This window comes from Acidimicrobiia bacterium, assembly GCA_040880805.1.
Classification (GTDB): Bacteria; Actinomycetota; Acidimicrobiia; order IMCC26256; family DASPTH01; genus DASPTH01.
Map to the genome: position 1 here is coordinate 81,424 of JBBDHW010000037.1, position 20,386 is coordinate 101,809.

The window sequence follows — 20,386 nt, forward strand, 5'->3', positions numbered from 1 at the left end:
CGTCGGCGGCGACCGCAACTGGCGCGACTGCTGCGCCCGCAGCCTGCAACGCGGCGACGGCCGGCGCCCCGAGCGGGCCGTCGGCGTCGACCACCGCGATGCGCATTCCCTCGAGCGTTGCCACGAGTACCTCCGTTTCTAGAACGCGACGTTGATCTTGCCGACCTGGATGTACTGCCCCGAGATCGCACCCGCACCCGTGGAGGCGAGGAACGCCATCACCGGGCCCATGTCGCGATCGGCGTCGGTGCCCTCGAGCATCCGGTCGGAGAGCGCGACGATCTCCGCCGGTTCGCGGCGCCGGTACTCCTCGTACATCGGAGTCCAGATCGCGGGGCACATCGAGACGACGGTGATGTTGTACCGACCCCACTCCCGCGCGATCGAGCGCGACCACCCGAGCACGCCGCCCTTCGACACCGAGTACGCGGGTGCCATCGGCATCCCACCGATGCCCGCGTCGGACGCGTAGTTGATGATCCGCCCGCCGCCCGCCTTCTGCATGTGCGGGCACGCGATCTGGTTGGTGCGGATCGTCGCCCACAGGTTGGGCTCGAGGATCTCCTCGAACTGCTCCTCGGTGACGTCCTGGGGCGTCGCCCCCCGCTCGATGCCGGCGACGTTGGCGAGCACGTCGAGGCCTCCGAGCCACTCGATGCCGCGCTCCATCACGTCGTCGAGCTGCGGCGAAGACACGTCGCACTGCTCGAAGAGGACGTCGCCGCCGAGTTCGGCCGCCTCCGCGGCTACGCCGGCTCCGACGTCGCCGCTGATGTCCATCGAGAACACGCGGGCGCCCTCGCGGGCGAACGAACGCACCGAAGCCGCGCCCATCCCGCTCGCGCCGCCGGTGAGGACGATGCGACGTCCGTCGAGGCTGCCCATCGGTCAGCCCCGCCGACTGGCGTAGCGGTCCATCTGTTCGACGTACTCCTTGAGCTCGGGGTCGGCGTCGATCATCGGTTGATACTTCTCGCGCGCCTCCCGCCGCTTCCGCGGGATGTACTCGGTGGGAAACAGTCCTTCGTGCGGGGTGTAGCCGGCGAGGATGTTCTTCGACACGGTCACACGGTGCACCTCGTCGGGGCCGTCCATGATGCTCATCATCGGCGCCGTGTTCCACATGCCCTGAAGGGGAGTGAGGTCGGTGACGCCGAGCGCGCCGTGCACGTGCTGTGCCCTCCAGACGACCTCGCGCACCACCTTGGCGGCAGTGAACTTGCACGCCGCGATGTCGGTGCGTGCCTCCTGCGCGCTCGAGTTGTCGATCTTCCACGCTGTCTGCAACACGAGGAGCCGGAGCATCTGGTAGTCGGCGTACGAGTCGGCGATGTAGTTCTGCACGCTCTGGTGCTCGGAGATGACCTTGCCGTGCGACTGGCGTGAGATCACGCGCTCGCACATCATGTCGAACGCCTTCTTCACGGTGGCCACGGTGCGCATGGCGTGGTGGATGCGACCACCGCCGAGGCGCCGTTGCGCGACCTGGTGCGCGCCGCCCTCCGGGCCGAGCAGGTTCTCGGCGGGGATCCGGACGTCGTTGTACCGGATGTGCGCGTGGATGCCCGCGCCCTCGAGGAACTCGATGCCCGGAGTTCCCTGCTCGACGATGAACATCCCGTTGTTGCACATCACGATGAGGATGTCCGCGAATTTGCCGTAGCTGCTGAACCACTTCTCGCCGTTGATGACCCACTCGTCGCCGTCGCGCTCAGCGTGCGTGACGAACGCGCGAGGGTCGGAGCCGCCCTGCGGCTCGGTCATCGAGTAGCACGAGCGCATCGTCTGGGCGAACAGCGGCTCGAGGTACTTCTTCTTCTGCTGCTCGGTGCCGTACGTGGCGAGGATCTCCATGTTTCCGGTGTCGGGAGCCTGGCAGCCGAAGATCGCCGGCGCCGCGCCGTACGCGCCGAGGATCTCGTTGAGGAGCGCGAGCTTGAGCTGACCGAAGCCGGGGCCACCGATGTCCTTGTCGAGGAAGATGCCCCAGAGGCCCTGCTCCTTCACCTGATTCTTGAGCCCGTCCACGAGGCGTTCAACCGACGGCGGACGGCCGATCGGCCAACCGGCGGCGGGGAACGCGAGCGTCAGCGGCTCGATCTGCTCACGGCAGAATTGTTCGACCCAGTCGAGCTTCTCCTGGAATTCGAGATCGGTCGAGAAGTCCCAGGCCATTGCGTCCCCCTGACAGTTCGCGGTGCGTTTGCGGTTACGGCAAGAGCGAGAGTGCGTTGTCGCGCATGATCTTCTTGATGTCGGCCTCGCTCAGCTTCTGGATGCACTCGACGTAGTCACCGGGCGCGATGTTGCCCTCCGGGTGCGGCCAGTCGGACCCGAACAGTACGTGGTCGACACCGATGAGCTCGGTGAGGCCGACGACGTCTTCCTCGGGGAACGGCGACACGTACACCTTCTCCTTGAACACGTCGGAAGGACGGTCGTCGAGCTTGGCGCCGAAGGCTTCGATGCGGCGCTCGAGCATGCCACCGGCGTGGTCGAGCGTCTCCAGCGCGTACGGCACCCACTTACAACCCATCTCGATGCTCGCGACGCGGACGTTCGGATAGCGGCCGAACAGGTTGCCGAGGACAAGGGCCATCGTGGTGTCGAGGATGCCGCGGTCGGCGACCAGCGCCGCCGAGAGCATGGCCTGGTACATGCGGTCGGTGACCGGCGTGCGGCCCCACATCTCCTCGAACGCGTCGCCGTACACGGTGGGTCCACCGAACGCGTGGTACGCGGCGAGGGTGCCGCTCTCGTTCATACGTGACCAGAACGGGTCCCACACCGGATCGGCGGGTGAGCGGCCGGCGGCCGGACCGGGTCGGATCGATACCACCTTCGCGCCCTTCTCGAGCACGAAGTCGAGCTCCTTGGCTGCGAGCTCGGGATCGAGCATCGGGATGTAGGGCGGCGCGTAGAGGCGGTCGTGGTAGTTGTAGCTCCAGTCTTCGTCGAGCCACTGGTTGAAGGCGTGGAACACGTCGTACGCCATCACCGGGTCGTCCGCCATGTAGTGCTCGACGCAGTCGCCGAGCGTGGGGAAGAGGAAGTTCTTCTCGACGCCCTGCTCGTCCATCACCGCGAGGCGAGCGTCGCGGTGTTGGTACTCCTCGGGGAGTGGCCCGAGCTCGCCATACCGACGGGTGTCGAATCCGCTGATGTTGCGTTCGCCCGTGGCCTCTTGAAGCTCCTTCAGCCGCTCATGGAACGCGCCCGGCCGCGCGATCGGGTTGAACGTGGGGTTGGGCACCCCGGTGCTCACGCGGTCCCCGAACATGATGTGACGTCGCTTGCCTTCGGACACCCACCGCACGTATCGCTTCACGCGCTCGTCGCCATACCGGGTAAAGGCGTCCTCGGCCTCGTAGTAGTGGTTGTCGGCATCGAAGAGCTTGAAGTCCATGGGACGGCCTCCTGTGGCGATCGCCAGGTCCGGTGCCTAGTGTCGCGCGCCGTGGTCGAGGACCTCCAACACGCTCCGGTCGACGAGTTCTGGGACCGCTTCAAGAGCGTGATGGGGCCGGACGGCTTGATGACGTACCGCTACCTCGGCAGCCGGTCCACCATCGGGAGCGACGGCACGGTCGAGGGCGCGATGGTCATTCGCCGCGACATGCGCAACGCCGCGGGCGGCCTGATGGCCTCGCCCCTGTCGATCGCGATCGCCGACGCGGCCGGCGTGACGGGCGACGCGGTCTCGGTGCCCGCGCCGGTGATCAGCTCGGTGCACGTGCTCGATCCCGGTCACGACGTCACCGAGATCCGTGTCCGCAGCTCGCGCATCCACGACGGCCGCACGATGGGCTTCGGCGACGCGGAGATCCGCGACGCGGCACGGCCGGATCGGATCGTCGCCGTCACGCGCGGGATGGGCGTGAAGCTCGCGGCCGCGCCCGCGGGTTACGAGTACGTCGACCCTGGGCCCGGTGTACCCGATTCTCCGGAGCTTCCTCCGCTGCACGAAGCATTCGGTGCGCGGCGGCGGGCGGAAGGGGGATGGGCGCTTCCCGAGCTCGACGCCAGGCTCGGGTCCACGTCGGGATCTCTGCACCATGGCGCGACGCAGGTGGTGCTCGAGGCCGCCGCCATGGAGCTGGCCGAGGCCGCGGCCGGCACCGACGCGCTCCAGATCGAAGACTGGTCGGTGATGTTCGTCGCGCGTGGCACCGTGGGTCCGTTCGTCACCAGCGGTGACTTCTTGGGCGGTGATGTGGTCCACGACGGTCTCGACCGTTTCGCGTGCCGGATGACGTTGCGCGACGAAGGCAACGGGAACCGCGTGATCGCCTCCGCGTTGGCGGTGCTCCGCCCGAGTTCGTAGCCTGCACCCCAACGACCAACGACTGTTTGGGAGCGTCACCGTGTGGGACTTCGAGACCGAACCCGAATTCCAGAAGAAGCTCGACTGGATGGACGAGTTCATCCGCAACGAGATCGAGCCACTCGACCAGGTGCTCGACGTCAACGTGTTCGAGAGCCCGACCGGCGGGCTGCGCACGCTGATCAACCAGCTCAAGCAGGAGGTGCGTGACCAGGATCTCTGGGCGTGTCACCTCGACCCCGACCTCGGCGGGCAGGGCTACGGCCAGTTGAAGCTCGCGCTGATGAACGAGCTGCTCGGCCGGTCGATGTGGGCGCCGATCATCTTCGGTTGTGCCGCTCCCGACACCGGCAACGCCGAGATCATTGCGGCGTACGGCACCCCCGAGCAGAAGGAGAAGTGGCTCCAGCCGCTGCTCGACGGCGAGGTGTTCTCCTGCTACTCGATGACCGAGCCGCACGGCGGGTCCGACCCGACGCAGTTCAAGTGCCGCGCCGAGCGCGACGGCGACGAGTGGGTCATCAACGGCGACAAGTTCTTCTCGTCGAACCTACGGACGGCTTCGTTCATCATCGTGATGTGCGTGACCAACCCCGACGTGGACCCGTACCAGGGCATGTCGATGATCCTCGTGCCGTCCGACACGCCCGGCATCCGGGTGCTGCAGGACATCGGGCACCTCGGTCAGACGTTCGGCGGAGGAATGCACGCGCACGTCCGGTACGAGAATGTACGCGTCCCCTATGAGAACGTGCTCGGCGGCGAGGGGAAGGCGTTCGAGGTGGCGCAGCGTCGCTTGGGTGGTGGACGCATCCACCACGCGATGCGCACGGTCGCGACGTGCCAGCACTACTTCGAGATGATGTGCGAGCGCGCGCTGAGCCGCCACACCAAGGGTGAAGCGCTGGCGAACAAGCAGATGGTGCAGGAGCAGATCGCCGAGTCGTGGATCCAACTCCAGGAGTTCCGCCTGCTCGTGCTCTACACCGCGTGGCTCATCGACAACACGAACGCACGTCAGGTGCGTCACTACGTGTCGGCGTGCAAGGTGCGGGCGTCGCAGATCATGTCCGACATCGGCTCGCGCGCGACGCACTTGCACGGCGCGCTCGGAGTGTCGAACCTGATGTCCCTCGGCGGCAACGGCGAGATCATGGCTACGGTCGACGGTCCCACCGAGGTGCACCTCGTGACAGTGGCGCGGCAGGTGATGAAGGAGCACAGGCCGTCGCCCGACAACTGGCCCACCATGTTCCGGCCGCGCCGTCTCCTCGAGAGCCGGCGCGAGTTCGACAAGATCGTGGAGCATCGCCTCGATCCTTCCGATCGCGACGAGCTGCATGCGCTGGTGGAACAGGGGCAGGCGAACGACGCGGCCGTCAAGCGCTTCGAGGAGTACCTCGAGCTCACCGCGAACGTGTAGCTCTGCTATAGGGTCCCCCGTCGGTCGGTGCGCCGCAATGAGCGAGGTGGGTCGATGAGTTCAGTGGCTGAGGGCACCCTGATCGACCGCGGTGCTGTCGATGAGCTGCAGGCATCGTTTCGGGGTGAGCTCGTCCGCCCGGGTGATGGTGGTTACGACGAGCACCGCAAGGTGTGGAACGGCTCCATCGATCGACGTCCCGGGCTCATCGCCCGATGCGCCGGCGTCGCCGATGTCCGTCACGCCGTCCGGTTCGCGCGCGAGCACGGGCTCGTCGTTGCCGTACGCGGGGGCGGTCACAGCTTTCCCGGTCTCTCGGTGTGCGACGACGGCATGGTCATCGACCTCGGGCCGATGAAGGGAATCCGGGTGGATCCCGAGGCGGGGACGGTGCGCGCGCAGGCCGGCGTGCTGCTCGGCGAGCTCGATCGTGAGACGCAGACGTTCGGGCTCGCGGTCCCGTCGGGGATCGTCACCCACACCGGCATGGCGGGCCTCACGCTCGGCGGTGGTATCGGGTGGATCATGCGGAAGTACGGGCTCACGATCGATCAGCTGCAGTCCGTGGACGTGATCACCGCCGACGGCGAGTTCGTGAAGGCCAGCGAGGACCACAACGCGGACCTCTTCTGGGGAGTGCGGGGCGGCGGCGGGAACTTCGGCATCGTCACCGACTTCGAGTTCCGGCTGAATCCGTTGGGCCCCTACGTCGTGGCGGGCCCGGTCTTCTGGCCGGTGGAAGACGCCCCGGACGTGCTGCGCTTCTACCGCGACTGGATCACAGACTGCCCCGACGAGCTCATGACGATCGTCGTGCAGCGGAGGGCGCCGGCGCTGCCCGTCGTCCCTCCCGACCTGGTCGGCAAGCTCGTCGTGGCGGTCGTCGCCTGTTACGCGGGTCCGATCGAGGATGGCGAGCGGGTCGTGCGGCCGCTCAAGGAGTTCGGATCACCCGTGCTCGACCTCTGCCAGCCGAAGCCCTACCTGGCCCACCAGCAGATGTTCGATCCGTCGTTCCGGCACGGCTGGTGGTACTACGTCCGATCCTGTGACGTCGCAGAGCTCGACGACGACGTCATCGACATCGTCGTCGAGCACGGCAGGGGCATTACGTCGCCGGTCAGCAGCGTCGCCCTGTGGCAGATGGGCGGAGCGGTTGCACGCGTCGGCGAGGGCGCGACCGCGTTCAATGGGCGCCACGCGGGGTTCACCTTCAACATCAACGGCAACAGCGAAACCGCTGATGGCTTCGAGAACGAGCGCCAGTGGGCTCGCGACTACTGGTCCGCTCTCGCACCCCACCACACCAGCGTCTACGTGAACTTCCTCATGGAAGAGGGCGAGGAGCGGGTCCGGCAGGCGTACGGCGCCGACAAGTACGACCGGCTGAAGGCCCTCAAGCGCAAGTACGACCCGACGAACTTCTTCAGGCTCAACCAGAACATCAAGCCCGACTGATTCCGTCGTTCAGTGCTCGGCACTGGGCGATCACCTGCGCAACGTGACGGTCGCCGCTGCCCTGGTCGTGGATTTCGACCGCGACCGTCGCGCGATCGTCGTCGAGTTGGAGCAACTGCGTGGTCGAACGCGCGGGCCCGACGCGCGCGGCGCGCAGATAGCGGATGTCGAGGTCGTCGACGACGAACGTTCGCCCGGTTTCAGCTGACACGAGCGTCTGCGCGGCCATCTCGCCCAGGAGCGCGAGCACGCCTCCCTGGATCGTGCCGGTCGAGTTCGTCAGATCGCCTCGGAGGTACGCCTCGCCGATGCCGGGCTCGAGCATCCGGAGCCCGACGCGCTCGGTGAACGGGACCGCCAGCGTGGGCTCGCCCCGGCGAACGGCCCCCGCCCCGAACCCCTCGGGCCGGACGTCGACCGGTCGGGGCGACGCGATGAACGAGCCCACCGCGACCGCGAACGCGGTGTCTTCCCCGGGAACGACGAAGATCGTCTCGCCGACGGTGAGCGTGCGGCCCGTCCTGAGGATGCGTCCGTCCATCTCGTAGCGGCCGAGCGGCGGCGCGCGCAGGATCCTGACTCGGAAGTCGACGGTGACTGCGACCTGCGGTGCAGTCGCGATCCCGGCGAGGATTCCGGTGACGATGTCGGACAGCGTGAGCATCACCGCGATGTGCGGGAAGTCGGTGCCCGGCACGCACAGCTCGGGAATGTTCCATCCCCGTCCGCGCCCCACTCCTTCCTCGAGCTCGTGACTGAAGCCGAGTTCGCCGGTGAAGTGCGTCGCCGGATTCATCTGCATGCCGGATCCCTGCATGAAGGTGGCACGCTACCCGGCTCCGAATATCGCTCTCGGCAGCTTCGCTGCCCGGCCGCAGGGCCACGCCTCGCTGCGCCGCAGGGTACCTACGGCGCAGACGCTCGGCTCGTGGTCGTACGCTTCCCACCATGCTTGCTGCACTGGGTATCGATCTCGACGCGAACACGGTCGACCTGTCGTTTCGCGAACCGCCACTGAGCGACCGCTCCGGGCGACCGCTGATGTTCGGCATGGGTGATGCGGTCGCGGGCCCGCTCCTCGGCCTGTTCTACGACGCGCCGTCCACGCCCGAACAGCTCGCGGGGCCACCCGATCTCGCGCCGGCGCACAGTCACTCGTGCGACAACTTCCGCATCTGCATGAAGGGCGAGCTCATCGTCGGACAGGAGCGTTATCGCCACGGAGAGTTCCGGCTACAACAGTCGGGCCGTCCGTACGGGCAGGACGGCGATGCCCCGCACGTCGACGGCAACTGGCGCATCATCTTCTTCGCCGACCGGCGCGGTCATCTCGTGCGCCCGACGAACCCAGACATCCGCGCGCAGTACCGCGCGGCCGCGCCCGCCTCGCAAGAGCGTTACGGCGACCTGCTACCCGAACTCCTCGACGACGACGACGGTGGCGTTGTGGGCATGGTCACCAACCTCACGACCCCGTTGAGCAAGCTCGGACACATCGACGGCTCGTTCCGCGACGCCGAAACCTGGGACACGCTCGGCGCGTCGAAGGTCGCGGCCGCGCTCCTCGGGCTGCCCGACCTCGGACCGGTCGTGCTGTTGTTGCGCACGCCCGCCGCTCAAATCGCCGCGCCCGCGTGCACGTTCGGCACCGAAGGTTTCCGGCTAATCGTCGCCGGGTCGTACACCCTCGACGGTCGGGCGCGCACGACGGGCGACATGCGCTTCCAGGCCGCGGACACGCCTTGGGAGCGCGTCGTCGCGGGACCCGACGGTCTCGACGAGGTCGTCATCCTCGGCGACCGCCGCGGAGCGTTCGCGACGCTGCACGACGAATCCGGCGCGGGAGCATGGACACGCGACTTCGATTCGCTGCTCAGTTCGCTCCGCGGCCGACTAGGAGAGCTTGCCTGACCGTTCGTCAACGAGCGCGGATCGGTTGACCTTCCCTGCCGCCGACCGCGGGATGCGCTCGACGATCTCGAAGTCCTTCGGCACCTTGTATGCCGAGAGCCGCGACTTGCAGTGCTCGCGGAGCTCTTCTGGGTCGGGTGCGCGCTCGGGATCGGTGGGCTGCACGATCGCGTGCACCCGATGTCCCCACTCGGGATCGGGGAGGCCGACGACCACGACGTCGAGCACGCCCTCGTGTTCGGTGATCACTGCTTCGACCTCGGCCGGGTACACGTTCGCGCCGCCGGAGACGATCATGTCGCGCCGCCGGTCGGCGATGTACACGAAACCATCCTCGTCGACGTAGCCCATGTCGCCGAACGACCCGAACCCGTCCGGCGTTCCCTCGGGTGTGGGAACGCCGATGTACTGGTATCGCGGCCCCGCGTTGTGAGTGCGGATGAAGATCTCGCCGATCTCACCAGTGGGGACCTCGTCGCCCTGCTCGTCGAGGATCTTCACCTCTCCGTTGAGCGGCAGGCCGACGGTGCCGGGGTGCTCGAGCCACTGGTCGCCGGTGCACATCACCAAACCGTGGCCCTCACTGCCGCCGTAGCTGAAGCAGAACCTCTCGGGCGGGATGAGCTCGAACCACGCGCGCGGGACCCACTCCGCGATCGACGCGCCGCCGTACACGATGCGCTCGAGGCTGCTGAAGTCGCGCGACTTCACGCCTTCGAGTCGCGCGACGCGCATCAACATCGTCGGCACCATCACGGTGAATACCACGCGGTAGCGCTCGATCAGGTCGACGGCGCGCGCCGCGTCGAATCGCTCCATCAAGACGATCGGGCAATCCTGGAGCAGCGGGTTGTAGGCGTACGCCCATCCGTTCACGTGGTAGAGCGGCGAGGTCGTGAGATACGTCTTCCCGGAGGTGCTGCCCATCACCTGCAACATCTGCTCGTCGGCGGCCATGACCCCGGGTGACGGCGTCGCCACGATCTTGGGGGTACCGGTCGCGCCCGACGTCGCGATCAGGCGCGTGTACTCCGGGACTCGATCCGGGTAGAGCGCCGTGGTGGGCAGATCCGTCGTGTTCCCGATGTCGTCGGCGGACACGGTGTCCGGCGCTGGGTTGTCCCACGCCGCGACCACCAACTTGGCGTCCGCCACCGCCAGCAGCCGGTCACGCTCCCACTCGGGTAGGTCCCACCGCAACGGCAGCACCGACACGCCGAGCTTCCACGCGCCGAACACCGAGAACAGGTGTTCGGGGGAGTTGCGCAGGGCGACGACGATCATGTCGCCCTGGTCGACGCCGCGTCCTTCGAAGTAGTGCGCCATCTGGTTGCCGCGGCGCTCGAGCTCTGCCCAGGAGATCGGCGTCTCGGTGCCGTCTTCTGCGGCGAAGACCACCGCGACGTCGTCGGGGTGCTCCTCTGCCAGCAGGGTGAGCCGGTGTCCGTACGAGACCGATTCGGTCATGCAGCATCTGCTCCCACGTGTACGACTTGACCGTTCGGGGCATCGTCGACGACCAATCGCAACGCCTCCTCGGCACAATCCTCCACCGTCGGGAGTCCGCGTTCCACGAGCGGGTCGAGCAGTTCCGGCGGCAGTTGGCGCAGCATGTCGGTGAGCGCGCCCGGCGAGAGTGCGTTGACCTTGATCCCGAACGCTTCGAGCTCTCGCGCCAGGGTCAGCGTGAGTCCGACAACGCCGCCCTTGGCGGCACCGTACGCGGAGAAGCCCGGCACGCCGTGCGTGCCGGCCCCCGACGTGACGTTCAGGACCCGCCCCCAACCTGCCTGCTTCATGCCCGGCACGAGCTCGCGGATCGCGTACATGGGGCCGGTGAGGTTCACCGCGAGGTTTCGCTCCCATTCGTCATCGGTGAGCCGCGTGATCGCACTGCGGGTGGAGATGCCCGCGTTGTTCATCAGCACGTCGATCGTGCCCACCTCTTCTTGTGCGCGCGCACACAGCGCACGGACGGATTGCAGGTCGGAGACGTCGGCCCCGATACCTATCGCGTTCGGCAGCTCGGCCGCCGCCGCGGCACTGGCGGCATCGTCGCGCCCGTTCACGACCACCCGCGCGCCTTCGGCGGCGAACAAGGCTGCCGTCGCGCGGCCGATACCGCGCGTGGAACCCGTGATCAGGGCGACGTGCCCGTCGAGTCGACCCATGCGTGCAACCGTCAACGGCTCGGCTCGAACTTCTGGAGACGTTCGATGCATTCAGCGGTGAGGGCCGGGATCGCGGTCGGCCAGCTTCCCGCCGTCGGCGCGTTGCCACTCGCCTTGCGCATGCGCTTCATGAGCAACGACGTGGCCGCCGCCTCCTTGTAGCGGATCAGGCAGTGGAACCACTCGAGGTCGGTGGGTTCCGCGCCCGAGGCTTCTACGTACGCGGCGAACAGCGCGTCGGCGGTGGGCATCCCGGTTGGCCCCGGGTTACTCGCCATCGGGTGCTTCGCCTCGTCGGTGAAGAACAGGAACCACGCGAGGTCGAGGCGCGGGTCGGAGAGCGACCAGATCTCCCAGTCGATGAGCGCGCTCACCGCGGCGCCGTCGCAGAGCATGTTGCCGAGTCGGTAGTCGCCGTGACAGATGCGCGGCGGAAGTGCTGCGGGCATCGTCGCGAACAGCAGTTCCTGCGCCTCGAGATAGCGCGCGCTCATCTCCTCGTCGACGGTCTCGAACGCGTGTGTCCACCGCTTGATCTCGTCGGTGAGCGTCGTCTCCTTCTCGGCCGCGAGGCCCACCTTCCGCGGATCGACTTGGTGCAACGCGGCCAGCATCGCGGCGGCGGCAAAGGCCCGATCCGGGATCAGGGGCATCACGTCGGGTGATGGTGCCTGCAGCAGCGGTTCGAGGCATTCGCCCGCGACCACGTTCATCGCGTGGAATGGAGAGACTTCGGGAGGATCACCGTCGTCCTCGAAGAAGATGGACGGCACGCGCACGCCGGGGGCGCCGTCGAGCGCACGCATCAGCCGGGCCTGGCGTGCTACGTCGCGGTTGCGTACCGGCAGGAGACCGGGCGGGGCGACCTTCAGCACGATGCGCTCGGTTTCGGGCGGTCCGCTTGCGACGTGCGCGGTGAACGTCAGGCTCGACGCACCGCCGGTGAGTGGCTGGACGTCGTCGATCGTGCAGCCGGGCGCCCAGCTCTGCGCGGCCGCGGTCGCGCGAGCTGCCAGCTGGTTGAGGTCGACTTCACCGGGCATTGGTCGTTCCCTTTCAATCGCTCTCGTCCGGTCGGGCCGGGACATTCTGCCTTCAATCGCCGGGTTGGTCAGAAACGTCACCGCGAGCTGCTGCGCCACGAGATGCGCGAGGGTGTGCGCTTCATGCTCGCCCTCATCGTCCGGCGTCTCGTCAGCCTCATCCCGGTTCTCCTGATCGTCTCCTTCGTCGTGTTCATGCTCAGCGAGCTCGTTCCCGGCGACGCGGCCACCACGCTCGCGGGCGGAGCGGATGCCACACCCGAGAGAGTTGCCGAGGTCCGCACCCAGCTCGGCCTCGACCGCCCGGTCCTCGAGCGCTACGGCGACTGGCTCCGGGACGCGGTGCAACTCGACTTCGGCTCGTCGCTGCTGAACCAGTCGGGGCCGACCATCGCCGAGGAGATCGCGGCCCGCCTTCCCGTGACCTTCTCGATCGCCCTCGCCGGCCTGTTCGTGAGCGTGCTCATCGGGATCCCACTCGGGATTCTCTCCGGGATGCGCCCCGGTGCCCCCGTCGACCGGGCGAGCGTCACCGGGACGAGCATCGGCCTCGCGATCCCCAGCTTCGTCGTCGCCCTGTTCCTGATCACGGCGTTCGCGCTGGATCGTGACTGGTTCCCGGCGCTCGGCTACACACCCTTCAGCGAGGATCCGTGGGAGTGGCTGCGGTCGATCACGCTGCCCGCGCTCTCCATCGGCCTGTTCGCAGGCGCGTCGGTCGCGCGGCAAGTGCGCGCCGCGATCATCGACGTCCTCCAGTCGAACTACGTGCGAACGGCGCTCTCAGTGGGAACGGGCACGGGCAGGACCGTCGTGAAGTACGCGTTCAAGAACGCCGCCATTCCCGCGGTGACGGTCTTGGGGCTGCAGCTGAGCGGGTTGCTCGGCGGGGTGGTCATCATCGAGCAGATCTTCTCGATCCCCGGTCTCGGTACCTACCTGCTCCGCGCGCTGAGCGCGCCCGACGTTCCCGTGATCCAGGCGGTCACGCTCACGTTCGTGATCATCCACGTGGTGATGAACCTCGCCGTCGACATCAGCTACGGCTTCCTGAATCCCAGGGTGCGCGTCTCGTGAACGACGTCCCGCGCGATCCCTCGCTGATCCAGGATCCGGGGCTTGCCTTCGACGAGGCAATCGTCGCGACGCGCACGCCGAGCCCGTTCCGGCGCGCGTTCCGCCGGCTCCTGCGCGACAAGCCCGCAGTGATCGCTTTGACATTCTTGGTCGTGCTCATCCTCGCGGCGCTCTTCGCTCCGCTCGTTGCACCCCACGATCCGGACCAGCTCACCGTGGCGCACCCGTTCTCCGGGTCGAGCTGGAACACGCCGCTCGGCACCGACAGCCTCGGGCGCGACACGCTGAGCCGCATCCTCTACGGCGCGCGGGTCTCGCTGAGCTCGGGCTTCGAGATCGTGATCGTCGCGCTGATGTTCGCGATCCCGATCGGGCTGCTCGCGGGCTTCCGCGGCCGCGGCACCGACAACGTGCTCATGCGGATCATGGATGGCCTGGCGAGCTTCCCGGCGTTGGTCCTCGCGCTCGCGGTCGTCGGTGTCCTCGGGCCGGGGCTCGAGAACGCGGTACTCGCGATCGCGATCGTGGTGATCCCCGGGTTCGCGCGGCTCATCCGCGCGCAGACACTCGCGGTGCGCCAGGAGACGTTTATCGAAGCCTCGCGCTCGATGGGTACGAAGCCGGGCCGTGTGCGGCGCAAGCGGGTGCTCCCGAACGTGGCGTCGCCGCTGATCGTCGGGGTGTCACTCGCGATCGGGGGCGCGCTGATCGCGGAGGCGAGTCTGAGTCTGCTCGGGTTCGGGGCGACGCCGGGTGAGCCGAGCTGGGGCTCCATGATCCAACAGGGGCGCAGCTTCGTCTACACGCATCCGTGGCAGGTCTTCGTCCCGAGCATCGCGCTCGCGCTCACGATCCTCGCGTTCAATACTTTCGGCGACGGCATTCGCGACGCGCTCGGCCTCGGATTGCCCAAGGGGAAGCAGGCCATCAAAGGCCGCCTTGGCCTCACCACCGTCCAACGTGTCGCCGACGGTCGGACGCCGGCGCCCGCGTCGGAACCCGCGCCGGGCGAAGCGCCGGGCGAAGCGCTGCTCAGCGTGTCCGGACTGTCGGTGCAGTTCCTCACCGAGCTCGGGCCGGCGACGGTCGTCGACCGCGTCAGCTTCTGCGTGCGCGAGCGAGAGATGATCGGCATCGTCGGCGAGTCGGGATCGGGCAAGACCGTCACGTCGTTGGGCCTGATGCGTCTCGTACCGTCGCCACCGGGTCGCATTACCTCCGGCTCGGTGCTGTTCGACGGCCGCGACCTGCTGTCGCTCACGCTGCGCGAGATGCGCGAGGTGCGCGGCGACGAGATCGCGATGGTGTTCCAGGACCCCATGACCAGCCTCAACCCCGTGTTCACGATCGGTACCCAGCTCGTCGACACGATTCGGTTGCATCGCAAGATGAAGAAGCGGCAGGCAAGGGCGCGCGCGCTCGAGCTCCTCGAGATGGTCGGCATTCCCGACCCCGAGCGCCGGATCAAGGACTATCCGCACCAGCTGTCGGGGGGTATGCGCCAGCGCGCGCTGCTCGCGCTCGCGCTCTCCGGCGAGCCGCGACTGCTCATCGCTGACGAGCCGACGACCGCACTCGACGTGACGGTGCAGGCCCAGATCCTCGACCTGCTCAGGTCACTCCAGGACCGGCTCGGCATGGCGGTGATCTTCGTCACGCACGACCTCGGTGTGATCGCCGACCTCTGCTCGCGGGTGGTGGTGATGTACGCGGGTCAGGTGGTGGAGGAGGCTTCGGTCGACGATCTGTTCGCACATCCTCGGCACCCGTACACCGAGGGCCTCCTCGCTGCCATTCCGCAACTCGGGGTCGGGAACGAGCGCCTGGCGGCCATCCCCGGCGTCGTGCCGGCTCCCACCGAGATGCCGGTCGGTTGCCGGTTCCACCCGCGGTGTCCCTACGCGATCCCGGACTGCTCCAGCATGCCGGTCGAACTGCGCGCCGCGAGCGACGGACACCGCGCGCGCTGCATCCGTGTCGACGACCTCGCGCTGGAGGGTGCGAAATGACCGCGCTCCTCGCAGGCTCCGGTGTGGTGAAACACTTCCCGATTCAGCGCGGGTTGCTCCGTCGCACCGTGGGCCACGTGCGCGCGGTCGACGGCGTCGACCTCGGTGTCGACGCCGGCGTGACCGTCGGGTTGGTAGGGGAGTCGGGCTCGGGGAAGACGACGCTGGCGCGGGTGCTCTTGCGCCTGCTCGATCCCACCGCCGGCACCATCACATTCGACGGCAGCGATATCACCACCATTCCCGAACGCAAGATCCGTGGGCTGCGCCGCGGCATGCAGCTCGTGTTCCAGGACCCGTACTCGTCGTTCGATCCGCTGGCGACGATCGCCGACAGCCTGGCCGAACCGATGCGCAACTATCTCGATCTCGATGCCAAGGGGCGCGCCGAACGGATCGGCGAACTGTTGCGCACCGTGCGTCTGAATCCTGAGCACCGCAACCGCTACCCGCGCGAGTTTTCCGGCGGTCAGCTCCAACGCGTCGCGGTTGCGCGCGCGCTCGCACTGTCGCCCAAACTGCTGGTGCTCGACGAGCCCGTGAGCAGTCTGGACGTGTCGATCCAGGCGGACGTGATCAATCTGCTCGCCGACCTCCAGTCGGAGCTCGGGCTGGCGTATCTCTTCATCGCGCACGACCTCGCTCTCGTTCGGCACGTGAGCACACGGATCGCGGTGATGTACCTGGGGCGGATCGTCGAACACGGCGCCGCCGCCGAGGTGTACAACCGGCCGAAACATCCCTACACCGAGGCGTTGCTGTCCGCGATTCCCATTCCGAACCCCGTGCGCCAGCGCGTCCGTGAACGGATCGTGCTCGAGGGCGACATCCCGTCTCCGGCCGCGCCGCCTCCGGGGTGCCACTTCCACACCCGCTGCCCGCACGCGATGGAGGTGTGCCGTACGATCGATCCGCCTGCGTTCCAGACGCCCGACGGCACGACTGTCTTCTGTCACTTGCACACCGAGGGCCCGCACCTCGCGGGTGATTCGGTCCTCAGCTTGAACACGCGCGCGGGTGAGGCGCCGTGAGCGCGACCGACCCGTCCGACGTATTGCTCGAGTTCCTGACGCTCGAGGAGCTCGACACGAACCTGTACCGGGCCGGGAATCCGGACGAACAGTTCATGCCCCACCTCTATGGCGGCCAAGTCGCCGCGCAGGCGCTTCGCGCCGCGGCGCACACGGTGCCCGACGACCGGCACCCCCACTCGTTGCACGGCTACTTCCTCCGTGGTGGGCGTCCGGACCGGCCGACGATCATGGCGGTCGACCGTGATAGGGATGGAGGCTCGTTCTCGGCGCGCCATGTCAACGCGTTGCAGGACGGCGAGGTGATCTTCAGCGCGCTGGCGTCGTTCCACGTCGACGAAGAGGGCATCGACTACCACGTGCCCGGTCTGCCCGAGGTCGATGCGCCCGAGTCGCTGCCCGAGCACGATCGGGTCGGGCACAACGCGATGTTCGACGTGCGATACCTCGTCGCGAGTGCCACGGACCCGTGGGCGTCGAGTCGGATGTGGGTGCGCCCTCGTTCGACGCTTCCCGACGACCGGGTCATGCGCGCGTGCGTGCTCACCTATGTGTCCGACATGGGATGGGCGTTCGGCGCGGTGCCGGGGAACGACGGCATCGGCGGGCCGAGCCTCGATCACGCGGTGTGGTTCCACCGGTCGATTCCCGTCGACCAGTGGATGCTGCTCGACCTTCAACCGGTGTCGGTGGCGGGCGCGCGCGGTGTGTACATCGGCACCATCCACGACCGCGCGGGTACCTTGGCGGCTTCGATCGCGCAGGAGGTGCTCCTGCGGTCCCGTCGCTAGGAGGGAAGCCATGCCGGTTGCGTTCGTCACCGGAGCCAGCCGCGGCATCGGCGCGTCGACGGCGATCGCGCTCGCCGGGGCCGGCTACGACGTCGCGATCACCGCGCGCACCCTGCGCGAGGGCGAAGGCAAGCGCTGGCACGAGCACGGCGACGCGCGTCCGCTCGCCGGGAGCCTGGAGACCGTCGCCGCCGCGATCGAAGTGGCCGGGAGCCGGCCGTTGCTGCTCGCGATGCATCTGCTCGACCGCGACCCGCTCGCCCCCGCGGCCGACGCCACCCTCGAGGAGTTCGGGCGTGTCGACCTGGTGTGCAACATCGGCATCTACCAGGGTCCCGGATCGGGCCTGATCCTGGAGACGCCGGTCGAGCTCTTCGCGCGGCACTTCGAGGGCGACGTGCTCGCACCGTTCGTGCTGCTCCAGCGGTTCCTTCCCGCGATGATCGACCAGGGCGGTGGCACCGTCGTGAACATGAGCTCGTACGTCGTGCTGAACGACCCGCCCGGTACGATGAACGAGAACGGGTGGCCGCTCGGGTACACGGTGGCAAAGGCCGGCATCGATCGCTTCGCGGGAGTGCTCAACGCGGAGCTCGGCAACCAGGGGATCGTCGCCTACACGGTCGACCCTGGTTTCGTGGCCTACGGCGACGAGTTCGCAGAGATGCTCGAGAAGTACCCGGGCATGCCGGTCTCGCCGCCTGACGCGAGTGCCGCCGCGATCGTGTGGCTGGTGACGTCACCCGACGCGAAGCGGTTGATCCACAAGCACGTCTTCCTGCCGGACCTGGCGCACAAGTACCAGCTGGTTCCGCTCTGGGAAGGCCCGGGGACGCCGTACCCGCACTGACCTTCGCGGGCCGCGGGCGGGTCGACGCCCGCAGGTTCGCAGCGGGCCGCCACCATTGGCTCGCTCGCTGCGGGCCGGGATACCCGTCCCGCGGGCGCTCGCTCCCGATCGGTCTCGACCGACGCCTGCAACCGCCTCGAACAGGGGCATCGGTTCGCCCGCTCGACCTCTACGTGGCACTCCGGATGGGACAAACCTCAGACCCGAGGCAGCGCTTGCCGAAATCTCCGTGGCCTGGTCGCCAGGTTGAGGTGACGCCCACGAAGCACAGTCCGCCCGCACTTATCGCACCGGTTTGGGGCGCGCTATGCGCGACGTTCTGTGCGCGGTGGCGCGTGATTCTGTACCTCGGTTCGCCGAGCAGCGGAAGGTCATGTCGTCGCGTCGTCGGTCGTCGTTCGCGATGACGGCCTCGCTCGGTTGTTCCGGTTCGGACGTCGTGTCTTACTTCCGGAGACCACAACGACGGTGCGCCTCGAGACCGTCGGCGCGGTTGGGGTCATCGAGGGCACCATCGTCGTCGTGGCTATTTGCTGCACGATGGTCTGTTCTCTGTGCCCGTTCAAGGTTCGACACTCCGGCGGGCACTGAACATGTACGGCTACCGCGTCATCTAACCCATCGCCGCCATCCACGCCGCCACATTGCCTGCGACGATGGCCTCGAGGGCGCCGCTCACGTTGGGGTTGAGGGCGATGATGGTCTGGTCGCGCTCGGCGGACGGGAGCGTGGCGAGGTAGTCCCAGAGGATCTCGGCGTCGGCGTTGCTTGCGACGGGGGCGTCGGTGTGGGTTAGGGCGGCTGCGGTGTGGACGGCTTCGGTGTCGGCAGCGCTGCCCACCGCGCTTCCGGCCGCGAACAAGAGTCCGGCGGTCACGACGCCAGCCGCGATGCGGACCGGGTGCTGGAGGATGGTGTTGAGACTCATCGTTTCTCCTGTCGGGGTGGTGTGCGAGGATGGTTTCCTCGGTCACAGCGTCAGGGAGAGGTCTCGCAGCGTGGTCGCTGCGTGATCGCAGCTCGAGCGCAGCTACGTCCTGAGTGTGGCTGGGGATGGAGGGGTCGTAGACGACCGGGTGGCACCAGCGTTGTGTGTGCTGGGCCCGCTGCTGGTCGTCGCGAGCGTCGGCCGGTTTCGATCGGGGACAGCGGCGGGCATGGCCGTCGGGCACTGCCGCGGCACGGTCATCATCGGGGTCGGTGGGCATTCCGCGCCGGGCAGATCGCCACCCCGGCCGGGCCCTTGCCGACGGTGATGGGCGCCGATACCAGACCCGTCGCGGTCGCCATCACCGACACCGTGCCATCGCCGAAGTTGGTCACGTAGGCGCGCTTGCCGTCAGGGGTGATCGCCACCCCGTCAGGACTGTTGCCGACGGTGATGGGCGCCGACACCGCACCCGTCGCGGTCGTGATCACCGACACCGTGCCATCCCCGTAGTTGGTCACGTAGGCGCGCTTGCCGTCAGGGGTAATGGCGACCCCGAACGGATCCTTGCCGACAGTGATGGGGAACGATACGGCACCCGTCGCGGTCGTGATCACCGACACCGTGCCGTCGAAGCGGTTGGCCACGTAGGCGTGCTTGCCGTCAGGGGTGATCGCCACCCCGACCGGACCCTTACCGACGGTGATGGGCGCCGACACCGCACCTGTCGCCGTGGTGATCACTGACACCGTGCCATCCCCGAGGTTGGTCACGTAGGCGTGCTTGCCGTCAGGGGTGATAGCCACCCCGACCGGAGCGGTGCCGACGGTGATGGGCGCCGACACCACGTCCGTCGCGGTCGTGAGCACCGACACCGTCCCGTCCCTGTTGTTGGTCACGTAGGCGTGCTTGCCGTCAGGGGTGATGGCCAGCCCGACCGGAGCGGTGCCGACGCTGATGGGCGCCGACACCACGTCCGTCGCGGTCGTGAGCACCGACACTGTGCCACCCTCGCCGCCGACGTAGTCGGTTGCGTATGCGTGCTTGCCGTCAGGGGTGATCGCCACCCTGGCCGGACCTTTACCGATCGTGATGGTGGCCGACACCGCACCCGTCGCCGTGGTGATCACCGACACCGTGCCCCCTTGCTCGTTGGTCACATAGGCCGTGCCCGCACACCCTGCGGCCGCAGCCGCACCGGGCACAGCCGACGTAGCGAACAGAACCCCCAACCCCGACAACGCGGCGACGACCATGGCAACGACCTTGCGGCCGGGGTGCTGGAGGATGCTGCGGAGATTCATCGTTTCTCCTGTCGGGGTGGTGTGCGAGGATGTCTTCCTCGATCACAGCGTCGGGGAGAGGTCTCG

At 67.9% G+C, this 20,386-nt stretch carries 18 protein-coding genes; 9 read left to right on the forward strand and 9 right to left on the reverse strand.

The window, feature by feature from the left end; genetic code table 11:
* Nucleotides 1–138: 138 nt before the first annotated feature.
* The 3 genes from WD271_09710 to WD271_09720 are packed head-to-tail and all read right to left on the reverse strand — an operon-like array spanning nt 139 to nt 3,406.
* The gene (locus WD271_09710) at nt 139–885 is read right to left on the reverse strand and encodes an SDR family oxidoreductase (GenBank protein MEX1008103.1); all 747 of its coding nucleotides are present in this window, start codon (nt 883–885) and stop codon (nt 139–141) included.
* Nucleotides 886–888: 3 nt separating this feature from the next.
* Complete coding sequence (locus WD271_09715) at nt 889–2,175, reverse strand: acyl-CoA dehydrogenase family protein (GenBank protein ID MEX1008104.1); 1,287 nt, start codon at nt 2,173–2,175, stop codon at nt 889–891.
* A gap of 34 nt (nt 2,176–2,209) precedes the next feature.
* Entirely contained in the window at nt 2,210–3,406 is a 1,197-nt protein-coding gene (locus tag WD271_09720; protein MEX1008105.1) for an amidohydrolase family protein, read from the reverse strand.
* Between the two features lie 51 nt (nt 3,407–3,457).
* Here WD271_09720 and WD271_09725 point away from each other — a divergent pair, with 51 nt between their 5' ends.
* From WD271_09725 to WD271_09735, 3 genes are all read left to right on the forward strand, one after another.
* Nucleotides 3,458–4,324 carry a hypothetical protein gene (locus WD271_09725; GenBank protein MEX1008106.1) on the forward strand — a complete coding sequence of 289 codons (867 nt, stop codon included), beginning with the start codon at nt 3,458–3,460 and terminating at the stop codon, nt 4,322–4,324.
* Between the two features lie 88 nt (nt 4,325–4,412).
* Complete coding sequence (locus WD271_09730; protein ID MEX1008107.1) at nt 4,413–5,747, forward strand: acyl-CoA dehydrogenase family protein; 1,335 nt, start codon at nt 4,413–4,415, stop codon at nt 5,745–5,747.
* Nucleotides 5,748–5,801: 54 nt separating this feature from the next.
* A complete protein-coding gene (locus WD271_09735; protein ID MEX1008108.1) occupies nt 5,802–7,205 on the forward strand; it encodes an FAD-binding oxidoreductase in 1,404 nt (467 codons plus the stop codon).
* On the opposite strand, the gene WD271_09740 is transcribed toward WD271_09735, so the two are convergent.
* Entirely contained in the window at nt 7,192–8,022 is an 831-nt protein-coding gene (locus WD271_09740; GenBank protein ID MEX1008109.1) for a hotdog domain-containing protein, read from the reverse strand. The two genes, WD271_09735 and WD271_09740, sit on opposite strands and share 14 nt — an antisense overlap.
* Before the next feature lie 131 nt (nt 8,023–8,153).
* Here WD271_09740 and WD271_09745 point away from each other — a divergent pair, with 131 nt between their 5' ends.
* The gene (locus WD271_09745) at nt 8,154–9,116 is read left to right on the forward strand and encodes a hypothetical protein (protein MEX1008110.1); all 963 of its coding nucleotides are present in this window, start codon (nt 8,154–8,156) and stop codon (nt 9,114–9,116) included.
* On the opposite strand, the gene WD271_09750 is transcribed toward WD271_09745, so the two are convergent.
* From WD271_09750 to WD271_09760, 3 genes are read right to left on the reverse strand one after another with little or no spacing between them, the layout of a single operon-like run.
* Complete coding sequence (locus tag WD271_09750; GenBank protein ID MEX1008111.1) at nt 9,099–10,583, reverse strand: AMP-binding protein; 1,485 nt, start codon at nt 10,581–10,583, stop codon at nt 9,099–9,101. The two genes, WD271_09745 and WD271_09750, sit on opposite strands and share 18 nt — an antisense overlap.
* Nucleotides 10,580–11,287 (reverse strand): SDR family oxidoreductase, encoded by a 708-nt coding sequence (locus WD271_09755; GenBank protein ID MEX1008112.1) that lies wholly within the window; start codon nt 11,285–11,287, stop codon nt 10,580–10,582. Before WD271_09755 ends, WD271_09750 begins: the two co-directional genes overlap by 4 nt.
* An 11-nt stretch (nt 11,288–11,298) precedes the next feature.
* Entirely contained in the window at nt 11,299–12,330 is a 1,032-nt protein-coding gene (locus WD271_09760) for a phosphotransferase family protein (GenBank protein MEX1008113.1), read from the reverse strand.
* A 123-nt stretch (nt 12,331–12,453) separates the two neighbouring features.
* Here WD271_09760 and WD271_09765 point away from each other — a divergent pair, with 123 nt between their 5' ends.
* From WD271_09765 to WD271_09785, 5 genes are read left to right on the forward strand one after another with little or no spacing between them, the layout of a single operon-like run.
* The gene (locus tag WD271_09765; GenBank protein ID MEX1008114.1) at nt 12,454–13,407 is read left to right on the forward strand and encodes an ABC transporter permease; all 954 of its coding nucleotides are present in this window, start codon (nt 12,454–12,456) and stop codon (nt 13,405–13,407) included.
* Nucleotides 13,404–15,416: a dipeptide/oligopeptide/nickel ABC transporter permease/ATP-binding protein gene (locus tag WD271_09770; protein MEX1008115.1), complete on the forward strand. Its 2,013-nt coding sequence runs from the start codon at nt 13,404–13,406 to the stop codon at nt 15,414–15,416. The genes WD271_09765 and WD271_09770 overlap by 4 nt, the downstream gene beginning before the upstream one ends.
* The gene (locus WD271_09775) at nt 15,413–16,447 is read left to right on the forward strand and encodes an oligopeptide/dipeptide ABC transporter ATP-binding protein (protein MEX1008116.1); all 1,035 of its coding nucleotides are present in this window, start codon (nt 15,413–15,415) and stop codon (nt 16,445–16,447) included. Before WD271_09770 ends, WD271_09775 begins: the two co-directional genes overlap by 4 nt.
* On the forward strand, nt 16,444–17,238 hold the full coding sequence (locus WD271_09780; protein MEX1008117.1) for an acyl-CoA thioesterase domain-containing protein: 795 nt from the start codon (nt 16,444–16,446) through the stop codon (nt 17,236–17,238). Before WD271_09775 ends, WD271_09780 begins: the two co-directional genes overlap by 4 nt.
* A 10-nt stretch (nt 17,239–17,248) precedes the next feature.
* Nucleotides 17,249–18,088: an SDR family oxidoreductase gene (locus WD271_09785; protein MEX1008118.1), complete on the forward strand. Its 840-nt coding sequence runs from the start codon at nt 17,249–17,251 to the stop codon at nt 18,086–18,088.
* A gap of 613 nt (nt 18,089–18,701) precedes the next feature.
* Here WD271_09785 and WD271_09790 read toward each other — a convergent pair.
* Nucleotides 18,702–19,016 carry a hypothetical protein gene (locus tag WD271_09790; GenBank protein MEX1008119.1) on the reverse strand — a complete coding sequence of 105 codons (315 nt, stop codon included), beginning with the start codon at nt 19,014–19,016 and terminating at the stop codon, nt 18,702–18,704.
* Between the two features lie 260 nt (nt 19,017–19,276).
* Nucleotides 19,277–20,272 carry a beta-propeller fold lactonase family protein gene (locus WD271_09795; GenBank protein MEX1008120.1) on the reverse strand — a complete coding sequence of 332 codons (996 nt, stop codon included), beginning with the start codon at nt 20,270–20,272 and terminating at the stop codon, nt 19,277–19,279.
* Nucleotides 20,273–20,386: the final 114 nt, after the last annotated feature.